General features: G+C 38.9%; 14 protein-coding genes and 3 tRNA genes. 9 read left to right on the forward strand and 8 right to left on the reverse strand.

Going from position 1 to position 19,149, the window contains the following annotated elements; all coding sequences use genetic code 11:
• Positions 1 to 74: 74 nt before the first annotated feature.
• Complete coding sequence (locus ACFI4Z_RS00740) at positions 75 to 860, reverse strand: hypothetical protein (RefSeq protein WP_462668922.1); 786 nt, start codon at positions 858 to 860, stop codon at positions 75 to 77.
• Between the two features lie 340 nt (positions 861 to 1,200).
• On the opposite strand from ACFI4Z_RS00740, the gene ACFI4Z_RS00745 reads away from it, so the two are divergent.
• The gene (locus tag ACFI4Z_RS00745; RefSeq protein WP_462668923.1) at positions 1,201 to 1,566 is read left to right on the forward strand and encodes a DUF3718 domain-containing protein; all 366 of its coding nucleotides are present in this window, start codon (positions 1,201 to 1,203) and stop codon (positions 1,564 to 1,566) included.
• Positions 1,567 to 1,628: 62 nt separating this feature from the next.
• Here the strand turns inward: ACFI4Z_RS00745 and ACFI4Z_RS00750 are convergent, their stop codons facing one another.
• Positions 1,629 to 2,324: a DUF445 domain-containing protein gene (locus tag ACFI4Z_RS00750; RefSeq protein ID WP_462668924.1), complete on the reverse strand. Its 696-nt coding sequence runs from the start codon at positions 2,322 to 2,324 to the stop codon at positions 1,629 to 1,631.
• 123 nt (positions 2,325 to 2,447) lie between these two features.
• Here ACFI4Z_RS00750 and ACFI4Z_RS00755 point away from each other — a divergent pair, with 123 nt between their 5' ends.
• Both ACFI4Z_RS00755 and ACFI4Z_RS00760 read left to right on the forward strand, forming a co-directional pair.
• Entirely contained in the window at positions 2,448 to 3,308 is an 861-nt protein-coding gene (locus tag ACFI4Z_RS00755) for a fructosamine kinase family protein (protein WP_462668925.1), read from the forward strand.
• Between the two features lie 149 nt (positions 3,309 to 3,457).
• Entirely contained in the window at positions 3,458 to 3,661 is a 204-nt protein-coding gene (locus ACFI4Z_RS00760; protein WP_099294145.1) for a CPXCG motif-containing cysteine-rich protein, read from the forward strand.
• Here the strand turns inward: ACFI4Z_RS00760 and ACFI4Z_RS00765 are convergent.
• The gene (locus ACFI4Z_RS00765) at positions 3,658 to 4,284 is read right to left on the reverse strand and encodes a riboflavin synthase subunit alpha (protein ID WP_462668926.1); all 627 of its coding nucleotides are present in this window, start codon (positions 4,282 to 4,284) and stop codon (positions 3,658 to 3,660) included. The genes ACFI4Z_RS00760 and ACFI4Z_RS00765 overlap by 4 nt on opposite strands.
• A gap of 144 nt (positions 4,285 to 4,428) precedes the next feature.
• Between ACFI4Z_RS00765 and ACFI4Z_RS00770 the strand changes: the two genes are divergently transcribed.
• The 6 genes from ACFI4Z_RS00770 (at position 4,429) to ACFI4Z_RS00795 (ending at position 8,740) form a co-directional block, all read left to right on the forward strand.
• Positions 4,429 to 5,781: an MATE family efflux transporter gene (locus tag ACFI4Z_RS00770; RefSeq protein WP_462668927.1), complete on the forward strand. Its 1,353-nt coding sequence runs from the start codon at positions 4,429 to 4,431 to the stop codon at positions 5,779 to 5,781.
• 70 nt (positions 5,782 to 5,851) lie between these two features.
• On the forward strand, positions 5,852 to 6,826 hold the full coding sequence (locus ACFI4Z_RS00775) for a DUF3080 family protein (RefSeq protein ID WP_462668928.1): 975 nt from the start codon (positions 5,852 to 5,854) through the stop codon (positions 6,824 to 6,826).
• 118 nt (positions 6,827 to 6,944) lie between these two features.
• Positions 6,945 to 7,021, forward strand: a tRNA-Val gene (locus tag ACFI4Z_RS00780).
• A gap of 46 nt (positions 7,022 to 7,067) precedes the next feature.
• Positions 7,068 to 7,144, forward strand: a tRNA-Val gene (locus tag ACFI4Z_RS00785).
• A gap of 441 nt (positions 7,145 to 7,585) precedes the next feature.
• Positions 7,586 to 7,670 (forward strand) — tRNA-Ser (locus ACFI4Z_RS00790).
• A gap of 179 nt (positions 7,671 to 7,849) precedes the next feature.
• Entirely contained in the window at positions 7,850 to 8,740 is an 891-nt protein-coding gene (locus ACFI4Z_RS00795) for a substrate-binding periplasmic protein (RefSeq protein ID WP_462668929.1), read from the forward strand.
• 34 nt (positions 8,741 to 8,774) lie between these two features.
• Here ACFI4Z_RS00795 and ACFI4Z_RS00800 read toward each other — a convergent pair whose 3' ends face one another.
• From ACFI4Z_RS00800 to acnD, 5 genes are all read right to left on the reverse strand, one after another.
• Complete coding sequence (locus ACFI4Z_RS00800; RefSeq protein WP_462668930.1) at positions 8,775 to 10,646, reverse strand: hypothetical protein; 1,872 nt, start codon at positions 10,644 to 10,646, stop codon at positions 8,775 to 8,777.
• A 9-nt stretch (positions 10,647 to 10,655) separates the two neighbouring features.
• Entirely contained in the window at positions 10,656 to 11,747 is a 1,092-nt protein-coding gene (locus tag ACFI4Z_RS00805; RefSeq protein ID WP_462668931.1) for a hypothetical protein, read from the reverse strand.
• A gap of 62 nt (positions 11,748 to 11,809) precedes the next feature.
• A complete protein-coding gene (locus ACFI4Z_RS00810) occupies positions 11,810 to 14,881 on the reverse strand; it encodes a hypothetical protein (RefSeq protein ID WP_462668932.1) in 3,072 nt (1,023 codons plus the stop codon).
• A gap of 398 nt (positions 14,882 to 15,279) precedes the next feature.
• Entirely contained in the window at positions 15,280 to 16,449 is a 1,170-nt protein-coding gene (gene prpF, locus ACFI4Z_RS00815) for a 2-methylaconitate cis-trans isomerase PrpF (protein WP_462668933.1), read from the reverse strand.
• A 13-nt stretch (positions 16,450 to 16,462) separates the two neighbouring features.
• A complete protein-coding gene (acnD, locus tag ACFI4Z_RS00820; protein WP_462668934.1) occupies positions 16,463 to 19,072 on the reverse strand; it encodes a Fe/S-dependent 2-methylisocitrate dehydratase AcnD in 2,610 nt (869 codons plus the stop codon).
• Positions 19,073 to 19,149 lie beyond the last annotated feature (77 nt).

Consider the following 19,149-nt stretch of genomic DNA (forward strand, 5'->3'; position numbering starts at 1 on the left):
TTTATTTAAGATGAATGTCATTCTAATGAACTCATAATAAATTCATTGCTTTGCTTATTAAAATGACACGCAAATTATTTTTTTACGTAGTTAGTATAGAGCTTATCCAACGCAGCTTGCGTTGAGAGGCTCGGGTCTTTATTTATAAAATGCTTTACTGTGCGTGTAACAAAATCTGAATTTTGTTTGTGTTGTTTTGAAAACTCTTTAATCAGGCAATTACCATCTTTTGCCGCTGTGACTTTGTCGTGACGGTGTCGGTATTGACTCAGTGCTTTATTAAAATCACCTTGGTAATCTTCAACTAAAATTTTATAAAACTCACTTCGCTGTACTTTTAGAGTATCAATACAATAATTCAAGGCCTGTTTGAAATCGTTAAATACTGTCCCCTCTACATCAAACTCTGGGGTTTTTTCTCGCACAGTCACTTTTGCTTCTTCTGTGGCATAACTAAAACCCGCAAATGCCATGCGTTCAGAGGCTTCTTTGCCCAATGCCATCCCCGCTTTTATACTGTGTGCAAATTCATCGCTCATATCGCTAAGCTCATTTTCATGCCACATGTTATAAACACGAAGCGGTTTTGCGTATTTGCTCGATAATTTCTTTTTCAATTTAATAAAACGTTCATCAATAGTGAGTAACCGCTCATTATGTAATAGCGCATGACATTCATAACACGCTGCAATACTTATAAAGTCAGCATCCTCGCCTAAATCTATAATACTTTGTAGCATATGTAGTGGTGGGCAATGATCGCGTTCTGTTGCCTCACAACCACAGTAAAAACATTGGTTAAAGTTGCTTTGATTACATGCATAAGCTTGCTGGTAATATTGAGAAACCTTACTACTCACATCATCTCCATCGGGGAGTTATATATTTAATGCGAATAATAGCAGCCTGAAAATATATGTCAGCCATGATAATTAATAAAGTGTAATTACTCTAAAGTAAACGAAGTGTAAAGCCAATGAAAACAGTATGAAAAACAAACAAATTCAAATAAAAATTGAAAATAAATACTTAGAAAATGTGTCAAAAAACACACTTAAAGCTAATAAATTACAATGAGTTACTAAATTTTTTTAGGTATGAAATAGTTACTTACATCTTGTCGATTTTCATTTACAGCATTCTTTTAAAAATAAGCCAATAATTAAATCGTCAACTAACATCAATACCTGGAGAATGATGATGAACACTTTAACAACTACACTTACTACGACTCTTTTAATCGGCGCGGCAACACTTGTATCTACTACAACTCAGGCGGCAGAATTTATTGCAGCAGATAACACACCTGGTACTCAAGTTTGTATGGCTGTGGTAGCAAATAGACCGATTACACTTTCAACAACGATGCGTGACTTACGTATGAGTAAAAATACAGCAGTCAATAAATTACGTTGTAATGATATGCAACTGTCTCAGTTTGCTGGTAAATATGGTTTTAATAAATCAGCAAAATTTTTAAATTTAGACTCAAGTACTAAAACGAGCATTCAAGATCTAGCTAAAGTTAATGATGACACTATTTTGGTTGTTTCGGGCTCTAAATAGTTATGAATAGTGCTATTAATATTTAAGCAGGCGAGTCGTTGGCCTGCTTAAAATTTTTACAGTTAAATAATAGCTGCAAGCAAACCAAATAAACCACCAAAAACTCCACCCCATACAACAAGCCAACCTAAATGTTCGCGTATCATGGTTTGAATAATATCTTTGACCATAGCAGGTGTTAATTCATTTAATCTATCATCCACCAACCCTAACACTGTGTTGTACAAAGCATCTGAAGACATCGTTTTTTGAGTGAGCTTTTCATTAACAAGTTGCTTAAACTCTGCAGTTTCGCTCATAGTTATCAAAGACGCTTTCATTTTAACTATAAATGATTCGCGCATAGGTTCAACAGCTTGCGTGCCACCCAACATAGCAAGCATACTGCCAAACTGAGACTGCTCAATTACTTCAAGTAAACTGTCAAAAGCAGGGTCTAGATTTATATCTTCAATAACCGGTTTTAAATCTATTTCTGGTTGCTTACTTTGCAATAATTTGGCTATTTTTTCCTTAGAGAAAAACTCTGTTACAACAAGATCTTTAATAGCCTCTTTAAAGCGACCAAACTTCACTTGAATAACCCCTGAGCCATACAGAAAAGGGACTTTTTCAAACAACATATGCACAGCAAGCAAATTTGTAAAAGCACCAGAGAGCGCAAATAAGCCAATTGACAGCACAATAGCTTGGTCTAAAAAATAGCCTGTCAACACCAAAATCATTGCCGCTAAATTTGTAAGCATACTTTTGTTCATATTTTCTCCAGACGCTATTGAGTTATCACCTAAAACTGGTTTGTGAATTTTACATACAAGAGTTTGTTTATTTAAATACTTTTTGCCATAGTTTATTTATCTGTATAAAAGTTGAGCAAAATTATGTGGAATACCGTTAATGAGCAGATCAGCCAAGCAATGCACTTTGATTTTAAACACACCTACAAACGCCAACTGCAAAATACGAATGACATTAAATTGTATGAAATTAGCGATGGGACCCACCGATATTTAGTCAAAGTTGGCCATCATTCATATTTAGAACATTTTGAATGCGAAGCACATAGCTTAAAATTGCTAACTCAAGAAAGCCTATTTATGGTGCCAGACTGTATCACGTTAGGCGCGAATATAGAGTTTTCATTTTTAGTACTTGAATGGCTTACATTTGATCAACTACCACATACCGATTGGCAAACAATGGGCAGTCACTTAGCCAGTCTTCATCACAAGCATCAACAAGCAATGTTTGGCTTTGATCACGATAATTTTTTAGGCTCTACTGTTCAACCTAATCGATGGCATAAAAAATGGGATGTATTTTTTGCAGAAGAGCGCATTGGTTGGCAACTGCAATTGCTCGAAGAAAAAGGCATCAACCTAACTGATAAAGAAAACTTAATTGGGTTAGTTAAAGATTTACTGCATAGCCATACAGTCCAGCCATCACTATTACATGGTAACTTTTGGCGCGGCAATATGGGTTTCATAAATACGATACCCAGTATTTTTGACCCAGCAAGTTATTATGGTGATCGGGAGGTAGATATAGCGATGAGTGAATTGTTCGCCCCACTTCCTGAGGACTTTTATCAAGCTTATAATCACCTTTATCCCATTGCCACAGGCTATGAAAAACGTAAACGTATCTATCAACTGTATCCAATACTTAATAATGCAAATATTTTTGCAGGCCACTATCTAACTGAAGCAAAACAACAAATAGAACAGCTTGTAAAATAACAGCCATTTTCTTGTAAAGGGAATGTCATAAACGACTAATTGAGACTATATTTAAGGTAGGGTTTTTAAACAAGACACCACCACAAAAGCACTCCAGACGTGTTACAAAGACAAGAGCTGCTTTTGTTGATTTGAAGGTTGGAGTATTTATGAAAAATCATCTATCACAACGGATTTGTTGCCCGCATTGTGGGCACCATATCCACGTAACCCTTGATGCCAGTGAAGGGGACCAAGATTACTTTGAAGACTGCAGCGCCTGTTGTAACCCTATTCATTTCAATATGCATATAGATCATGCATACAACAAAATAGAGTTACACATTGATAGCGATAACGAGCAAGTATTTTAAACAGCTTGTTTAGCTAAGTAATTTTCAACAGTATTAATAATCGTGTACGTTTGTTGGTCTACTTCAATATTTAGGCGATCTTCAGCTTGAACGTTACCAAGATTAGTTATTGCGAGGGTTTCTGGAATTAAATGAAGCCAAAAGCCAGTGTTGTCTGTTTCTCCAACAGTTAAACTAGCTCCATTAATTGCTACGAACCCTTTATATAGAACGTACTTTTGCCATTCAGATGGCAATGTAAGCTTCATTTTACAATTGTCTTTGGTATGTATTATTTGCTCAATCACGGCACAGCAGTGTATGTGACCAGAAATAATATGCCCGCCTAGTTCTGCACCAAAAGTCATAGAACGTTCAAAATTAACATCATCACCGTTTTTTAAACTTCCTAAATTTGTTAGCTTTAATGTTTCATCAATTACATCAAAATAAACATGCGCTAATTGGTTTTCAGCCGGACTAAATTTTACCACAGTTAAACAACAGCCGTTTATAGCAATGCTTGCGCCAATTTCTAGCTTTTCAATATACTGTAAGCCTACCGAGAGCGTTAAGCGCAATACACCTTCACGCTGCTCTGTAGATAAAACGCTTGCTTTGCTTTGTACTATTCCCGTGAACATATGTTTAAATAACCTTATGAGCCTACATTTCTATAGTTTATAGAATAGTTTATCACTTTAGGATCAGTGAATCATCGCTGTTAACTTTTATTCTGCTATAAATCAATTACACTAGCAGCCAATTATTTTTATTTAGCAAGCACTATGACTTTTTGTAATTGGGAAGCTAAAAGCCTTATTTCTCTTGCGATCCCAGTATTTTTAGCACAAGTAACCTTAGTTCTGATGTCTGTGGTTGACACCATTATGGCTGGTCAAGTAAGCCCTACAGATTTAGCAGCCTTATCAATTGCAACAGGTGTTTGGAACCCTGCAATGCTTGCTCTGCAAGGTATTTTATTAGCTTTGACGGGGATCATAGCGCAATTCTCTGGTGCAAATGATAAAAAAAATATCAGCCATTATTTCCAGCAAGGCCTTTATCTCGCTGTTTTATTAAGTGTTGTTGGTTTTTCAATCGCTTATTTTGCCGATATGATAATTCTTAGACTCAATACAAGCCAGGAAATTGCTGTAATGGCCTTCGATTATATTCACTTTGTAAAGTGGGGTATTGTCGGCTTTTTAGTTTTCAGTGTTTATAGAAATATCACTGAAGGTATGGGAATGACTAAGCCTGCTTTTTACATCAGTCTTATCGGCCTTGCGGTGAATGTACCTGCTAATTATATTTTTATATACGGAAAATTAGGTATGCCTGCTTTAGGCGGAGCCGGTTGCGGAATTGCCACTGCCCTTGTCTTTACTGCTATGGCAATTGTGCAAGTTATATACTGCCAATTAAGTAAAAAGATAGATGCTAAAGGTTTACTCGCTAATTTTAAAGCACCAAAGCTCTCAACAATGTGGGTTATCACTAAAGTGGGTATTCCTATCTCACTAGCCACCTTTTTTGAAGTTACTTTATTTGCTTGTATCCCGCTGTTTATTGCGCATCTTGGCGCTGTGGCTGTCGCAGGGCACCAAATAGCAGCTAGTGTAACCACACTACTATTTATGATGCCACTGAGCTTATCTATTGCCATTAGTATTCGCATAGGTAATTTATATGGTCAACATCACCTTAAGCAACTCAAAGAAGCCGTTTCAACCAGCTACATACTGGCTATCATGATTGCTATATTACTTGCAACAGTCACATTTTTTGGTCGTAACCTTATTAGCCAGCTTTATACTGACGATGCACAGGTAATAGCATTAGCAACCTCGATTATGGTTTTAGCATGCATCTATCAGCTTCCAGACGCTTTACAAGTATCTGCTAACGGCATTTTACGAGGTTTAAAACATACTGCTCCTATTTCGTACATTACATTTATTTCTTATTGGCTTATTGGGTTTGCTTTAGGGTATGTTTTGGCGCGCACAGATTTAATAGTGCCAGCAATGGGGCCGCATGGTTTTTGGATCGGAATTATTGTAGGCTTAACGGTAGCCGCTATACTTTTAATGTTAACAGTGACAAGACGATTTAAACGTGAACCATTTACTTCATAAAAGAAAGTATAAACAATTTAAGTACACCTTCTGCGCTAATAATCTGTTTATATTTATTCTACTAATTCTAATGGCGGGTTGCAGCGAGCAACCCCGCGACATTCATCTAGAGTATCAAGAGCGCTTGTCTAATACAGTAGAAAAGCCGCTAGTAAAAGCTGACAACCTAAGCAATATTCCCCAGCCTATGTTTTCGCTATTGAATGAAAGTAAGATCAGTGTGGGTGTTTTGCAATTAGCACAAATTAACAAGTGCGCTTTAAGCACGCTAATCGCTGAACACAATTCTCAACTTGGTAAACTCGCAACGCCTGCAAGTAAACTGATTTATCAGATAGAGTTTATCAAAGCTGCACCAGCATGTTTAAAAACACTTGATGAAACCTCAAATACATATCAACAAATCAATGCGTCGTTCATTGATAAAAAAGCATTGTTAGCTAATCATTTTAAACACTTCCTGTATAACGACGTGGAACTTAAAAAAACATGGCAGCTTACTCATTATGAATTAGGCACCAATTTTAATGGTCTAGTTGAAACAGAGGTTGCACTTAAGCGTATAGCAACGATTAAAGAACAAATAGATGCCAGTAACTATCAGGGCATAAATACCCAGCACATTTATAAAAGTTTAGAACAATTAAACCGTTTTAATTTTAATCAGGCTTTAATTACAGCGAGTAGAAACCAAACCTATTTAAACGAATTAGCAACTGAGTTTTTGAAGATAAACATCAAGTTAAACGCACTTTGCGACCCACTGAAAAACAAAAAACAAGCAAAGATAATTAGTAATGTATTTAAAAAGTATTACCTTGAGCAGCTTCAGCCTTATCAGTCTCAACTTACAGGTGCGCTTGAGCGATTAATGCCTTACTATCGAACTTTATGGGGCGATAGCATTGATAATCAGGATACTTTAAGCAACTTGCTTTTAGATACAAGTACCGATAATTTGCTCAATCGATTAAAAAAGTCAGCTAAAGACCATGTTGTTTGGTGGCAAGGTTTTTATAAACAGTGTGAAATCAGCCCAATATGAATAAAAAAACGGCAAACGAACCAAAAATGAATAATCAAGCTTGATTCACCTGTAAACACGCTATATATTAGCTCCCGTTGTTAAGTATTAAGTACTTAACAACGCTTAAATTTATAATACGACCGTAGCTCAGTTGGTTAGAGCGCTACCTTGACATGGTAGAGGTCGGTGGTTCGAATCCACTCGGTCGTACCAAATTTATTACTCCCGGTAATGAATCTAATTTAAGTATTTATATTGTACGACCGTAGCTCAGTTGGTTAGAGCGCTACCTTGACATGGTAGAGGTCGGTGGTTCGAATCCACTCGGTCGTACCAAATGTATCGCTCCCTGTAATGAGTCTAATTTAAGTATTCATATTGTACGACAGTAGCTCAGTTGGTTAGAGCGCTACCTACTCCCTATGCCCCACGCCGACATCGATGGTTCGAATCCACTCGGTCGTACCAACTAATTACTCCCATTGATAGTTCTAGTTTAAATATACTTATTGTAAGCTCGTAATCCAGTTTCTTAGAGCGCTACCTACTCTTTATGCCCCGCGCCAACATCGGTGGTTCGAATCCACTCGGTCGTACCAAATGTATCGCTCCCTGTAATGAGTCTAATTTAAGTATTCATATTGTACGACAGTAGCTCAGTTGGTTAGAGCGCTACCTACTCCCTGTGCCCCGCGCCAACATCGATGGTTCGAATCCACTCGGTCGTACCAAATTTATCGCTCCCTGTAATGAATCTTATTTAAGTATTCATATTGTACGACAGTAGCTCAGTTGGTCAGAGCGCTACTACTCCCTATGCCCCACGCCGACATCGGTGGTTAGAATCCACTCGGTCGTACCAAATTTACTACTCTTTGTGTAGAATTTAGTTTAAGAACCTTAAATTATACGATATTAGCTCAAATAGTCGGAGCGTTACTTTATTGGTACAAAAAAAGCAAACTTACGCGAGAACTTGTTATAAGCCGATTTCAGTCTAAAATTTAAATAGTGAGTTGATAGTTAAAATTAAGGGTTAAAGTGATAAAAAGCTTATGGTGTTTACTTTTATTTTCCAGCTTTACTTATGCATCCCCCCCAGCGATTAGTTTCATACAAGATAATGAGCTCATAACTGTAAAGGGACAACAAACCGATTATGGATATGGATACAATTTAGATGCCGATGAGGTGCTTAGGTTAGTAACCTTAAACTGGCCACCCTATATTGACGAATCTCTGTGTGATTTTGGCTGGGTTTTTCAAGTTACTGTCGAAATGCTTATATCACAAGGATATGGCGTAGATGTTGAGTTTTACCCTTGGGCACGTGCAGTAAGAGAAGCAGAGTTAGGTAAAGCTGATATTTTATTTCCAGAATATTTTATTGATGACTCAGCTGCTTCTGATAACGTACCAAATAAAACACGTAATGAGGTACTGGCTTTATCTGCACCAATTCCCGGTGGGGATCTATCTCTTATTACGCTAAAAGATAACAACATCCAGTATGATGGCTCACTCAATTCGATTAAAAACGAAGTCATAGGCGTTGTTAGAGCCTATAAAAACAATATTGAACTAGATAAATTCATTGATAATAATCAAATTGCAACGATTGTCGTAAATAATGAATTTCAACTCGCTAGATTATTATTAAGTAAACGAGTTACTTTGATTGTAGCTGATCTTGACTCACTTCTAGCCAGTGTTGAAAAATCACCTATCTCCGCCAATCAAAAACAAATTATTAACAGCTCGCTAGTAGCCTTGATGCCCAGCTTAGAATATAAATATTTGCATTACTCCGTTAGTAAGAAAAAAGCAAACTGGAGATCAGTATTACAAGCTATAAACAAAAAAATTGAAACAATGAAGCAAAACAGAACATTTGAGAAACAAATAAAAGAATCAAGTGAACGATGTAAGTAGATCACATAATAGCTTAAGTGATCTACTTGTTATATTAAAATAAAGATTCAAAAGTACCATCAGGGAATAAAATACCAGGAGCCCCTCTTACTGCGGTAACATCAGCAATTTGCGTGTCACCAAAGTAAAGACCGCCACTAAAATTACGCCCTTTTTGCTTAATATCAAGCCACCGGCCGTATTGCCCCTTTATTACTGCATTCGTATTTTCACCTACCTGACGAATAGCAATATCTAATGGCTGTTGGTCTAGCGTAATAAATATGTTTGCATTGTTAAGCTCATCCAACTTATTCATATCTCCAGCATAGGCCATCTTAAATCCAGGTGCACCATTTAAAGGCATATCTAACAGTAAAGAAAATGCTATATTTGCCGTCTCTTCGTTTATAAAAGGTGTTTTTTCAATTGCTTGAAAAGTAATTCCTGTCGTTTGAATATCGGAAGAAATTACACCTTCAAAATCAAAACCTGATATGACAGTCAACAATTCCTCAAATGGACTGACAAACCTATCAATATCAGCTGTAATCTTACCTTGTACTTGACTCCCCTCTTTCCCAAGCATCATTGTAGTTGTCACTTTTGCAATGCCAGTTACTTCATCTTGATTAAAATTAAAAGGATCGTCAGTTCCATCGAAATCTAAAGTTAATTCGGAAACGTCAACGGTAAGCTTGGTCATGCCCCGTGTCACTTTTGCACTTATTTCGCCATTGATTTGGTTGCCTAATACGCTGCTTATTTGCCACTTAGGAACATTGATATCTATTTGTACTTGGTGATCATCATATTCTCCCGATATCTGCCATGTGAAGGGAGACTCTGCATAAATAACATCCAAGTTACCAATTTTGTATATGCCAGGTTCTGTATTAGAGGCGGGTGAGAAATTTGATAAAACATCAAACATGGTATTCGTAAAGGCCAACACAGTTTGCTGCGAATCATCATTTAATAATGTCTCAGCCTGCGTTAATTTTTGAGTTAGTTCATCACTATACGTTTTCTCTTGAAGTCTAATTACAGCAAGCGCATCTCTTACATCATCTAATAACTGGCGAGAGTCCAGCGCTGGTGCTGTTTGCTCTGTATCTTTTAGGCTATCTGCGTTTGCCAGCGAAAAAATACGTTGTTTTACTTGACCCGCAACCGTTTGTACAAGCTGATTGCCTTTTACGTTCAGTAAATTTTCAGCTAGATATTGTTGCCCGTAACGCTCGTAAGCTTCAATGCTATCTTTGAATCCAGCTACTTGCTCAACTTGGGGGGTTTCTGAATTAAGTTGTGCTTCAACTTGCTTAGCCTTTTGAAGAACCGCACCAAATGTTAAGGCATTTGTCAGTATTTCGGCTTCTAAATTATCATTTAATTGGCTATGAGTAAGATGAAAGAACTCAGTTGCACTCAAGCTGGCTAGGGTAAGATTTAAGTTTTCAGCTTTGCTTAGTGCACTTACCGGTGAAAGGTATACATTGTTATTTCCCGGAGCAGCTAAAAATTTAGCGGCATAATCCAAAGGTATATCCATCATTTCTTGATAATCAAGTCGTCGGTTACCATTTTCATCATTTGGATTGTCACGAAGCGTTCTGCCACACCCATCAAAACTCGGGCACGGAATTGATGTAGAGTCTGAAATAAACTCCACCTGATGAAACTCTAGGCTCGTTAAATCTAGGGTGACTGAGTTTATATCATCCACTTGCATCGTTGTTACTTGTGCTGTTTGCTCGTTTGTTATTTTTAATGTACCAGCAGGACTCTGCCAAGGAGCAATATAAAAACTAACCTTAGACGTTGTTTGAGGTAATGAAATAGCATCTGTTGAAGCTTCATCATTAGATGAACCACCACACCCTACAAGCACTGAAAGCAAGCACATAGGAATTATTTTTTTTATCATACTAGCCTCTTAAAATGCAAATTTCACATACCAACTTACATTCGCATAGTATGCTTTGTCGATATCTAATTGATCTGTTTGTACAGTAAAACCTAAGTAGTCGTTTTCGATTCCGACCAATACAGCTTCGCTGTTTGTTTCATATCCGGTGTATGCTGACCAATGATCCCAAAAATGAACCGCAGCCTTTAATTGAACAAATGTATCTTTGTCGTAGCGTTTAAGTCTAACTTGGGTAGAGTATTTATCACTCAGTCTGTAATCGATATACGCTTTGAAACGCGTCGCCATTTCAAAAGTGTGTGTTTTTTCGTGTCCAAGCTCAGAAGTAGATAAACGAATAGTTGGTTGAGATACGATTCCACCATCTGCAGTTTCACTAAATGGCACTTCGGTGGTATAGCCATTCACAAATCCACTTTCTTCATATTCCGTTTCATAGAGTAAATCTTGGATAAGTAAACTAACTGATAAATCTTGGTTGATGTCCCAACTTGCGGCTAAGTCTAAACTGTAACCTACGCCTGATGGATTTTCGTCTGGCGTAAAACGTTTGAATAAAATATCTTTGGAAAAGAAGTAATCCACTTCTAAAGCACCTTGGATTTCATCACTGTAGACAGTACCTTGTACTTGTGCGTCCTGAAAGTGCGTGCTAGCAAATACAGTTAACTTAGGAGTGATGCTAAGTGCATCAGACTCTAAAAACTTAAAATCATAAGACACAAATAAACCATTGGTTGTTGACTGTTTGCCATCCAAATCATAAATGTAATCTCTTTCTTCAAAAGGCAAATCATTTTTTTCTGTGTGTAAATAGCGAGCAGTATCCGGATCAAAACTTAATACATAATCGAAACGGCTTTGATAACCTACTTTAAAATTGCCATAGCCTACACCTAACTCAAAAACGTTGTAAGTAAAGGCACTATCGCCAGATGTGAGTGGCGCATCAAAATCATCAATAAATGCTTTAACCGGTTGTGCTTCAGTGTAAACTTCTGAATCTAATGTTGAGAAAAATTGGAAATCATTATTTGCGTGGATAAATGGGGAGGTTAATAATGTTGAAAATCCTAACGCGAGAATTTTTTTTTTCATACTTTTACCACTTGTTATTATTTTAGTCAGAGGGAGCGAATCACTCCCTCTTATTGTTGCTTTTACTTAGATGAATCTAAGAAAGTGATATCTGTATAGTCGATGACTTCACCATCAAAATATTTAACAGATATACCATTTGTTATTTCTGTAACCTGTCCGAATTCCATTGCCATACCGTTAAAATCAGCATTCACGAACCCTGAGAAATCTTCACCATCTGGAGCACCGATGAACATCTGGTAACCAAACCCTGTATGTAGTTGAATTTCTAATCCGTAAAAATCTTCTTCATAGTTACCGTCAATTGAAATAGTTGCGGTAAAATCAAGGTCTGAAGTTATTCCAGAAGCCGTGATTGCTGCTAAGTTATATGAGTCAACTCCTACTAACGAAAGTGTACCCACAAAACCAGAATCACCATCAATAATTTCGACTCGGCTCCAACCGTTTACAGCCAATACAGTCCCATCAATCGCCGTATCCGAGTTAACTTCTTCTTCAAAGTCAATTGCTAAACATGAGTCAGATTGCTCTTTAGAAATGGCACCATAATAAGCATCAACACAATCTTCTAAAGCATCACTCATGTTTGGTAGGGTTTCGATTTCAATAACCGCACCATCTTCACTTTTTATCATACCGCCAAAAGCAAAAATGAGTGCTTTGTTATTAATAGAGCCATTAACACTTACTGACTCACCTGTTACAGTGTTTTCTAAATTAAGCTCTAAATCGTCTTTATCGAAACTATAAGTCCAATCAGGGTAACGAGTAGAAACAACGTCAGTTCCTTCATCGCCGTAATCCCATGCTTCTGTTAGCACGTCGTAGATGACTTCTGAAATATCGAATAATGCCTGACCACCTGTTTTAGTAACTATTGTTGCACTACGAGCTTGGTCTGTTCCTAGTTTAACTTCAACAAGTAGATTGAACTTATCAACTGTCATTTGCGCATTTGCTTTAAGTTCTGAAGCTGCTGCTAAACCAGAGCTTGCTTCATTTGACACCAAAGTCGCTAAATCAGAGCTATCGCTCGCAGCTTCAATTAATGCTTGCGCTAAATCTTTATCAGACTGTTCTGTAGCAATTTCTATAAGTGCATTTGCAGCACTATTTGCTTGAGTAGATGCTAAAGATAGACCTTGAGAAGCTAAGGTAGCTGCACTTGCAGCAGTAATTGCACTTTCAGCCGACTGCATAGCAATCTCAGCATTTTCTTTTGTATCTAGCATCGCAGCTTCCACTGCGATTAGTGATGTTTGTAGTGCAGACTGTGATGATAAAACAGAAGTTCTAGCTTGGCTTAAAGCAGTATCTGCTGCTGTTACATTATTTTTAGCGACTTCAATAGCAATACCTAATGCTTCAACTGCTTCATTAGAACGTGTTACTTCCGCTTCAACGCCAACTATAACTGCGTTAATGACATCTAATTGAGTTCGTGCTGAAGCAACAAGGGTAGCTGAATTATCAATTAACTGCTGGTACTCATCACCTAGATCTGAAGCTGAAGACTCAATACCAACTGCAGTATTCACTAACGCGTTAAGCTCAGTCTGAAGTGTAATATAACCCTCTTTTTTACCAGAAAGTGCAAATACACTTTCACTGTATGTAATCACTTGATCAGTCGTTTCAAGCCCTGCATCACCAAGCTCTTTCACTTTTGCAACTTCTGATACTCCAGCTTCAACAGCCAAAGTAGCAGTTTCTAATAAGGTTGTTTGCTCTGTAAGCGAGGCTTCTAATTCCGCAGCAACTTTAGCAATTAAATCATCACCCACATCACAGTTTTCTTCACAACCAATTTTTTCAAGAGAATCTTTAACTTCTTTAGCTGTTTCTTCTAAATCTTCATCAAGGCCAGCTTCTTTTGCTTTAGCTTTAACTTCTTCAACCGCTTTTGTCGCATTTTCTTTTAATTTTGCAATGGCTTCAGGGTCTGTGATACCCAAATTCTCTGCAACTTTCGCAAATGCTTCATCAACGCCTTCACCTGTCACAACGGCTGCAAAAATAAGACTTGTATTTTCGACTGCTTTTTGTAATTCAGCTGCAATTTGTTTAACGGCATCGTTATCACTGTTTCCGACTTTACCTTCCTGCACAGCTGAAGAAAGGTTTGAAATCATATCACTTAATGAACCATTAGCACCCGCTCCAGCAACAGACTGAAGTGAAACCGCTGTTTGAATTAATGCAAGTGTTCCTGCATCTAACGAATCACCCTCACCGATATCAGTAAAGTCAACTGCACCACCTAATGAAATATCGCCCAGTAACCCTGCTGCTTTAACTGCTGCATCAGGTCCAATTACTTGAATAAGAGTTTTTAAACTCGCCGCAGCAATCGATTCATCTGAAACAGCATTACCGCTTTTAGCATCATCAACTAGTAGCTTCGCTGCAATACTTGTATACAAAGTAAGGTTCGCTAAGTATGTGCCATTAGATGCATCATCACCTTCAGCAAAACGAGGGCCTGATGCTTTACTTTCTGCTGAAGCCTCAGGTGCTTTGATAAACTTAACTACTTGAAGAGCTAGGTCATCTTTATACCACTCACCAAAATCGATTGCGGTATCACCATTATTCATCATTGTAGCTTCTTCAGAAGCATCTGGCGCAGTATCATAAGAACCACAACCAGTAAATGAATCACACTTAATAAAGCTATCATCACCTTCTTTTGCCGTTGTTACGGTGATATTCAGAGGTCCAGTAAAAGTATCTTCGATAAACAGTGTGTAACCACCATTTGCAGAGGTCATGACTTGTTCTGGGTTAGAAGCAACTATTTTTCCTAATGCACTCGCATCAGCATCTGCTTGAGACGTTGTAGACTCAGCTGAAAAGCTTTCATCGGCAGCCGCTAAACGATAAGCAACGGGTACAGTTTCACCCGCCTCGTTAAGCGTAGTAACGGTTAGCTGTGCATTTTTTAGAGACCCCTTTACTGCTTTACCCGAAACTTGGGTATTAAAGCTTGTTGTCACTTCAGCATTGTATACAGTTACAGGATCCGGCTTTGTGTATTTATTATCATTATCCGAACCACAACCTGCCAAGCTAAGTGTGAATGCAACAGAAGCCGCAATTGGGGTGTATTTTATTATTCTATTCGCCATGTAAATCTCCTTGAGCGCTTGTTAGCAATTAGCATTACTTAAGCTAAGAATACATTAATACAGTCCAACGTTTAAGTTAATATTTTGTATCAAACTGTACATATTAATGTAATGAGCTGTTTAAAATTTTAGTTTCATAAACTTAACATTAATATATGACAATTTACTGTAAATTGTAATTTTTATTACACTCTTGGGTTAAGTAAATTCAAATACATATTTATAAATATTAAATTCATATTAATCAGTGGGATATAAAATTGAGAGGATGAGATAATCGTCACTAACCTCTACAGAGGTCACTTATAATAGACTTGTAAGTCAAGATTAACTCTTTTCGTTTACATTCATTAACAGTTGTAACAAGTGCCCAAGGGACTCTTAGGCACATTTAGTGATTATTTGTGAGGAACGTGAACGACCCCTTGCATGATAATTCTTGCACTTCGACTCATACTAGCTTTGGTAACTTGCCAATTATTATTGACTAACTTAGCCTGTGCGCCGACTTTTAAAGTACCCGATGGATGACCAAAAGTAACTTCGTTTAATGCTCCGCCACCAGCCGCTAAATTAACTAAAGTACCGTCAATAGCAGCAGCAGTGCCTATTGCAACCGCCGCCGTACCCATCATTGCATGATGCAGTTTACCCATCGACATAGCGCGTACCACTAGATCAATATTAGAAGCCGATATTTCTTTTGCGCTTGATGCAATATAAGAGATTGGCTTATTAACAAAGGCCACTTTTGGTGTATGTTGGCGCCCTACCGCTTCATTTAAATTGCTGATCAATCCCATTTTAACGGAAGCATGAGCACGAATAGACTCAAGCTTTGCCAATGCTTGCTCATCGTTGTTTATATCGTCTTGTAGCTCTGTGCCGGTGTAACCAATATCTTGTGCGTTAACAAACACAGTCGGAATACCCGCATTGATCATCGTCGCTTTAAGCGTTCCAAACTCGGGCACTTCAAGCTCATCAACTAGATTACCCGTTGGGAATAATGCCCCGTCAGCGTCAGCCGGGTCCATAAACTCAAGCTTTACTTCGGCTGCTGGAAATGTCACACCATCGAGCTCAAAATCACCTGTTTCTTGCACTTCACCATCAGTAATTGGCACATGCACTAAAATAGATTTTTTAATATTAGCTTGCCACACTCGCACTATCGCTATCCCATTTTTTGGGATACGCGCACCATCAACTAGCCCGTTACTAATTGCAAAAGCACCGACAGCTGAGGTGAGATTGCCGCAATTACCGCTCCAATCAACAAAAGGTTTATCAATCGCGACTTGGCCAAATAAGTAATCAACGTCGTGATCGGGTTGCGTGCTTTTACTCAAAATAACGGTTTTACTGGTGCTTGATGTTGCGCCACCCATACCATCAGTTTGTTTACCATAAGGATCGGGGCTACCAATAACGCGGAATAACAAGCTATCGCGCGCCTCACCTGCCACTTGGGCAGGCTCGGGTAAATCAGTTAAATTAAAAAACACGCCTTTACTGGTGCCGCCGCGCATATAAGTCGCTGGCACTTTAATTTGTGGTTTAAACATCTGTTTTATGTCCTTATGATGCTTGTGTTGCTTCTAAAAAGTCTTGCGCAAAGCGTTGTAATACACCGCCTGCGGCATAAATAGAAAGCTCTTCTTGCGTATCTAATCGGCACTTCATTGGCACAGTTAGCACTTCACCATTTTTACGGGTGATTACTAATTCCAAGGTTGCCCCTGGTGTTGGTTCGCCCTTAACGTCATAACTTTCGCTGCCATCAAGATTAAGTGTTGTACGCGTTGTGCCTGGTTTAAATTCAAGCGGCAATACACCCATACCAATTAAGTTAGTACGGTGAATACGCTCAAACCCTTCAGCTGCAATAACCTGAACACCAGCAAGCCTTACGCCTTTTGCTGCCCAATCGCGCGACGAACCTTGACCATAGTCAGCCCCAGCTACAATAATAAGCGGTTGCTTACGTTGCATATAAGTTTCTATGGCTTCCCACATACGTGTGTTTTCACCTTCTGGCTCAATACGCGCGTACGAACCTTGCTTCACTTCTCCGTTTTCATCCAATACCATTTCGTTCAACAGTTTAGGGTTTGCAAACGTCGCTCGTTGCGCGGTTAAGTGATCGCCTCGGTGAGTGGCATATGAGTTAAAGTCTTCTTCTGGCACATTCATTTTAGTTAAGTATTCACCTGCAGCACTGCTTGCCATAATCGCATTAGAAGGAGATAAATGATCGGTTGTAATGTTATCGCCAAGTACTGCTAGCGCGCGCATACCACTCATACTGCGCTCACCTGCTAATGCACCTTCCCAATAAGGAGGGCGGCGAATGTAAGTACTTTCTGGGCGCCAATCGTATAGTGGGTCGTTATCTTCGCCGTAATCAACGGTTAAGTTAAACATTGGCTCGTATACTTTTCTAAACTGCTCAGGCTTAACGCTTTGCTTGATCACCGCATCTATTTCTTCATCAGATGGCCATAAATCTTTTAAGGTTACATCGTTACCTTGCTGATCTTTACCAAGGATGTCTTTTTCTATATCAAAACGAATGGTTCCGGCAATTGCATAAGCAACCACTAGCGGTGGAGACGCTAAAAATGCTTGCTTAGCATACGGATGAATACGACCATCAAAGTTACGATTGCCCGAAAGCACTGCTGTTGCGTATAAATCGCGATCAATTACTTCTTGTTGAATTTTAGGATCAAGTGCACCGCTCATGCCATTACAGGTAGTACAAGCAAAACCAACAATACCAAAACCAAGTTGTTCGAGCTCTGGTAATAAGTTTGCGTCTTCAAGGTACGATTGTACTGCTTTAGAACCCGGAGCCAGGGATGTTTTAACCCATGGTTTACGCATTAAACCTTTGGCGTTTGCATTTCGCGCTAATAAACCTGCAGCAATTACATTGCGCGGGTTACTGGTATTAGTACAACTAGTAATTGCGGCAATAATACACGCGCCATCGGGCATTAAGCCTTCTTCATTTTCAACAACGCCCGAAATACCTTGCGCTGCTAAATCGCTGGTTGATACACGACGGTGCGGATTTGAAGGCCCTGCAATGTTGCGCCCTACGTTCGATAAATCAAATTTAAGTACACGATCGTAATGCGCTGTTTTTAAGCTGTCGCTCCATAGCCCTGCTGTTTTAGCGTAGTTTTCTACTAGTGCAATTTGCTCTTCATCACGGCCTGTTAAACGTAGGTAATCAATAGTTTTATCGTCGATGTAGAACATAGCCGCCGTTGCGCCAAATTCAGGGGTCATGTTAGAAATGGTCGCTCTGTCACCTAGGGTTAGTGCATCAGCCCCTTCACCGTAAAATTCGAGGTAAGTCGATACCACACGTTGCTCACGCAAAAACTCGGTGATCGCCAATACAATATCTGTTGCAGTAATACCCGGTTGGCGTTTACCGGTAAGTTCTACACCCACAATATCGGGTAAACGAATGTATGATGCGCGCCCTAGCATTACACTTTCGGCTTCAAGGCCGCCCACGCCAACAGCAATAACACCTAATGCATCAACATGCGGTGTATGGCTGTCGGTACCTACTAAAGTGTCAGGGAATGCAATACCATCACGGTTTTGAATAACCGGCGACATTTTTTCAAGGTTAATTTGATGCATGATGCCATTGCCCGGCGGGATCACATCAATATTTTTAAAAGCAGTTTTAGTCCAGTTTATAAAATGAAAACGGTCATCGTTGCGTCTGTCTTCAATGGCGCGGTTTTTCTCAAACGCTTCAGGATCAAAGCCTGCGTGCTCAACAGCTAATGAATGGTCAACAATCAGTTGAGTAGGTACAACCGGGTTTACTTTTGCAGGATCGCCGCCTTTCGCAGCAATAGCGTCGCGCAGACCCGCTAAATCAACTAGAGCTGTTTGCCCTAGAATGTCGTGACATACAACGCGTGCTGGATACCACGGAAAGTCTAAATCTTGCTTGCGCTCAATTATTTGGCTAAGCGCATCGGTTAGCATATCGGGTTCACAGCGGCGCACTAAGTTTTCGGCAAATACACGCGAACTGTAAGGCAGTGTGGCGTATGCGCCTGGCTTAATGGCATCTACCGCTGCTTGGGTATCGTAGTAATCTACATTTGAGCCTGGTAATGGCTTACGGTATTGGGTGTTATTAATAATGGTCATAATAAATTCGCTAATTTGGTGACGGGGTTAATCAAGACAGGCTTTAGATTTGAAGGTGTATTGTTTGCATAATTTGC

This window comes from Pseudoalteromonas sp. RWi3, from assembly GCF_054960735.1.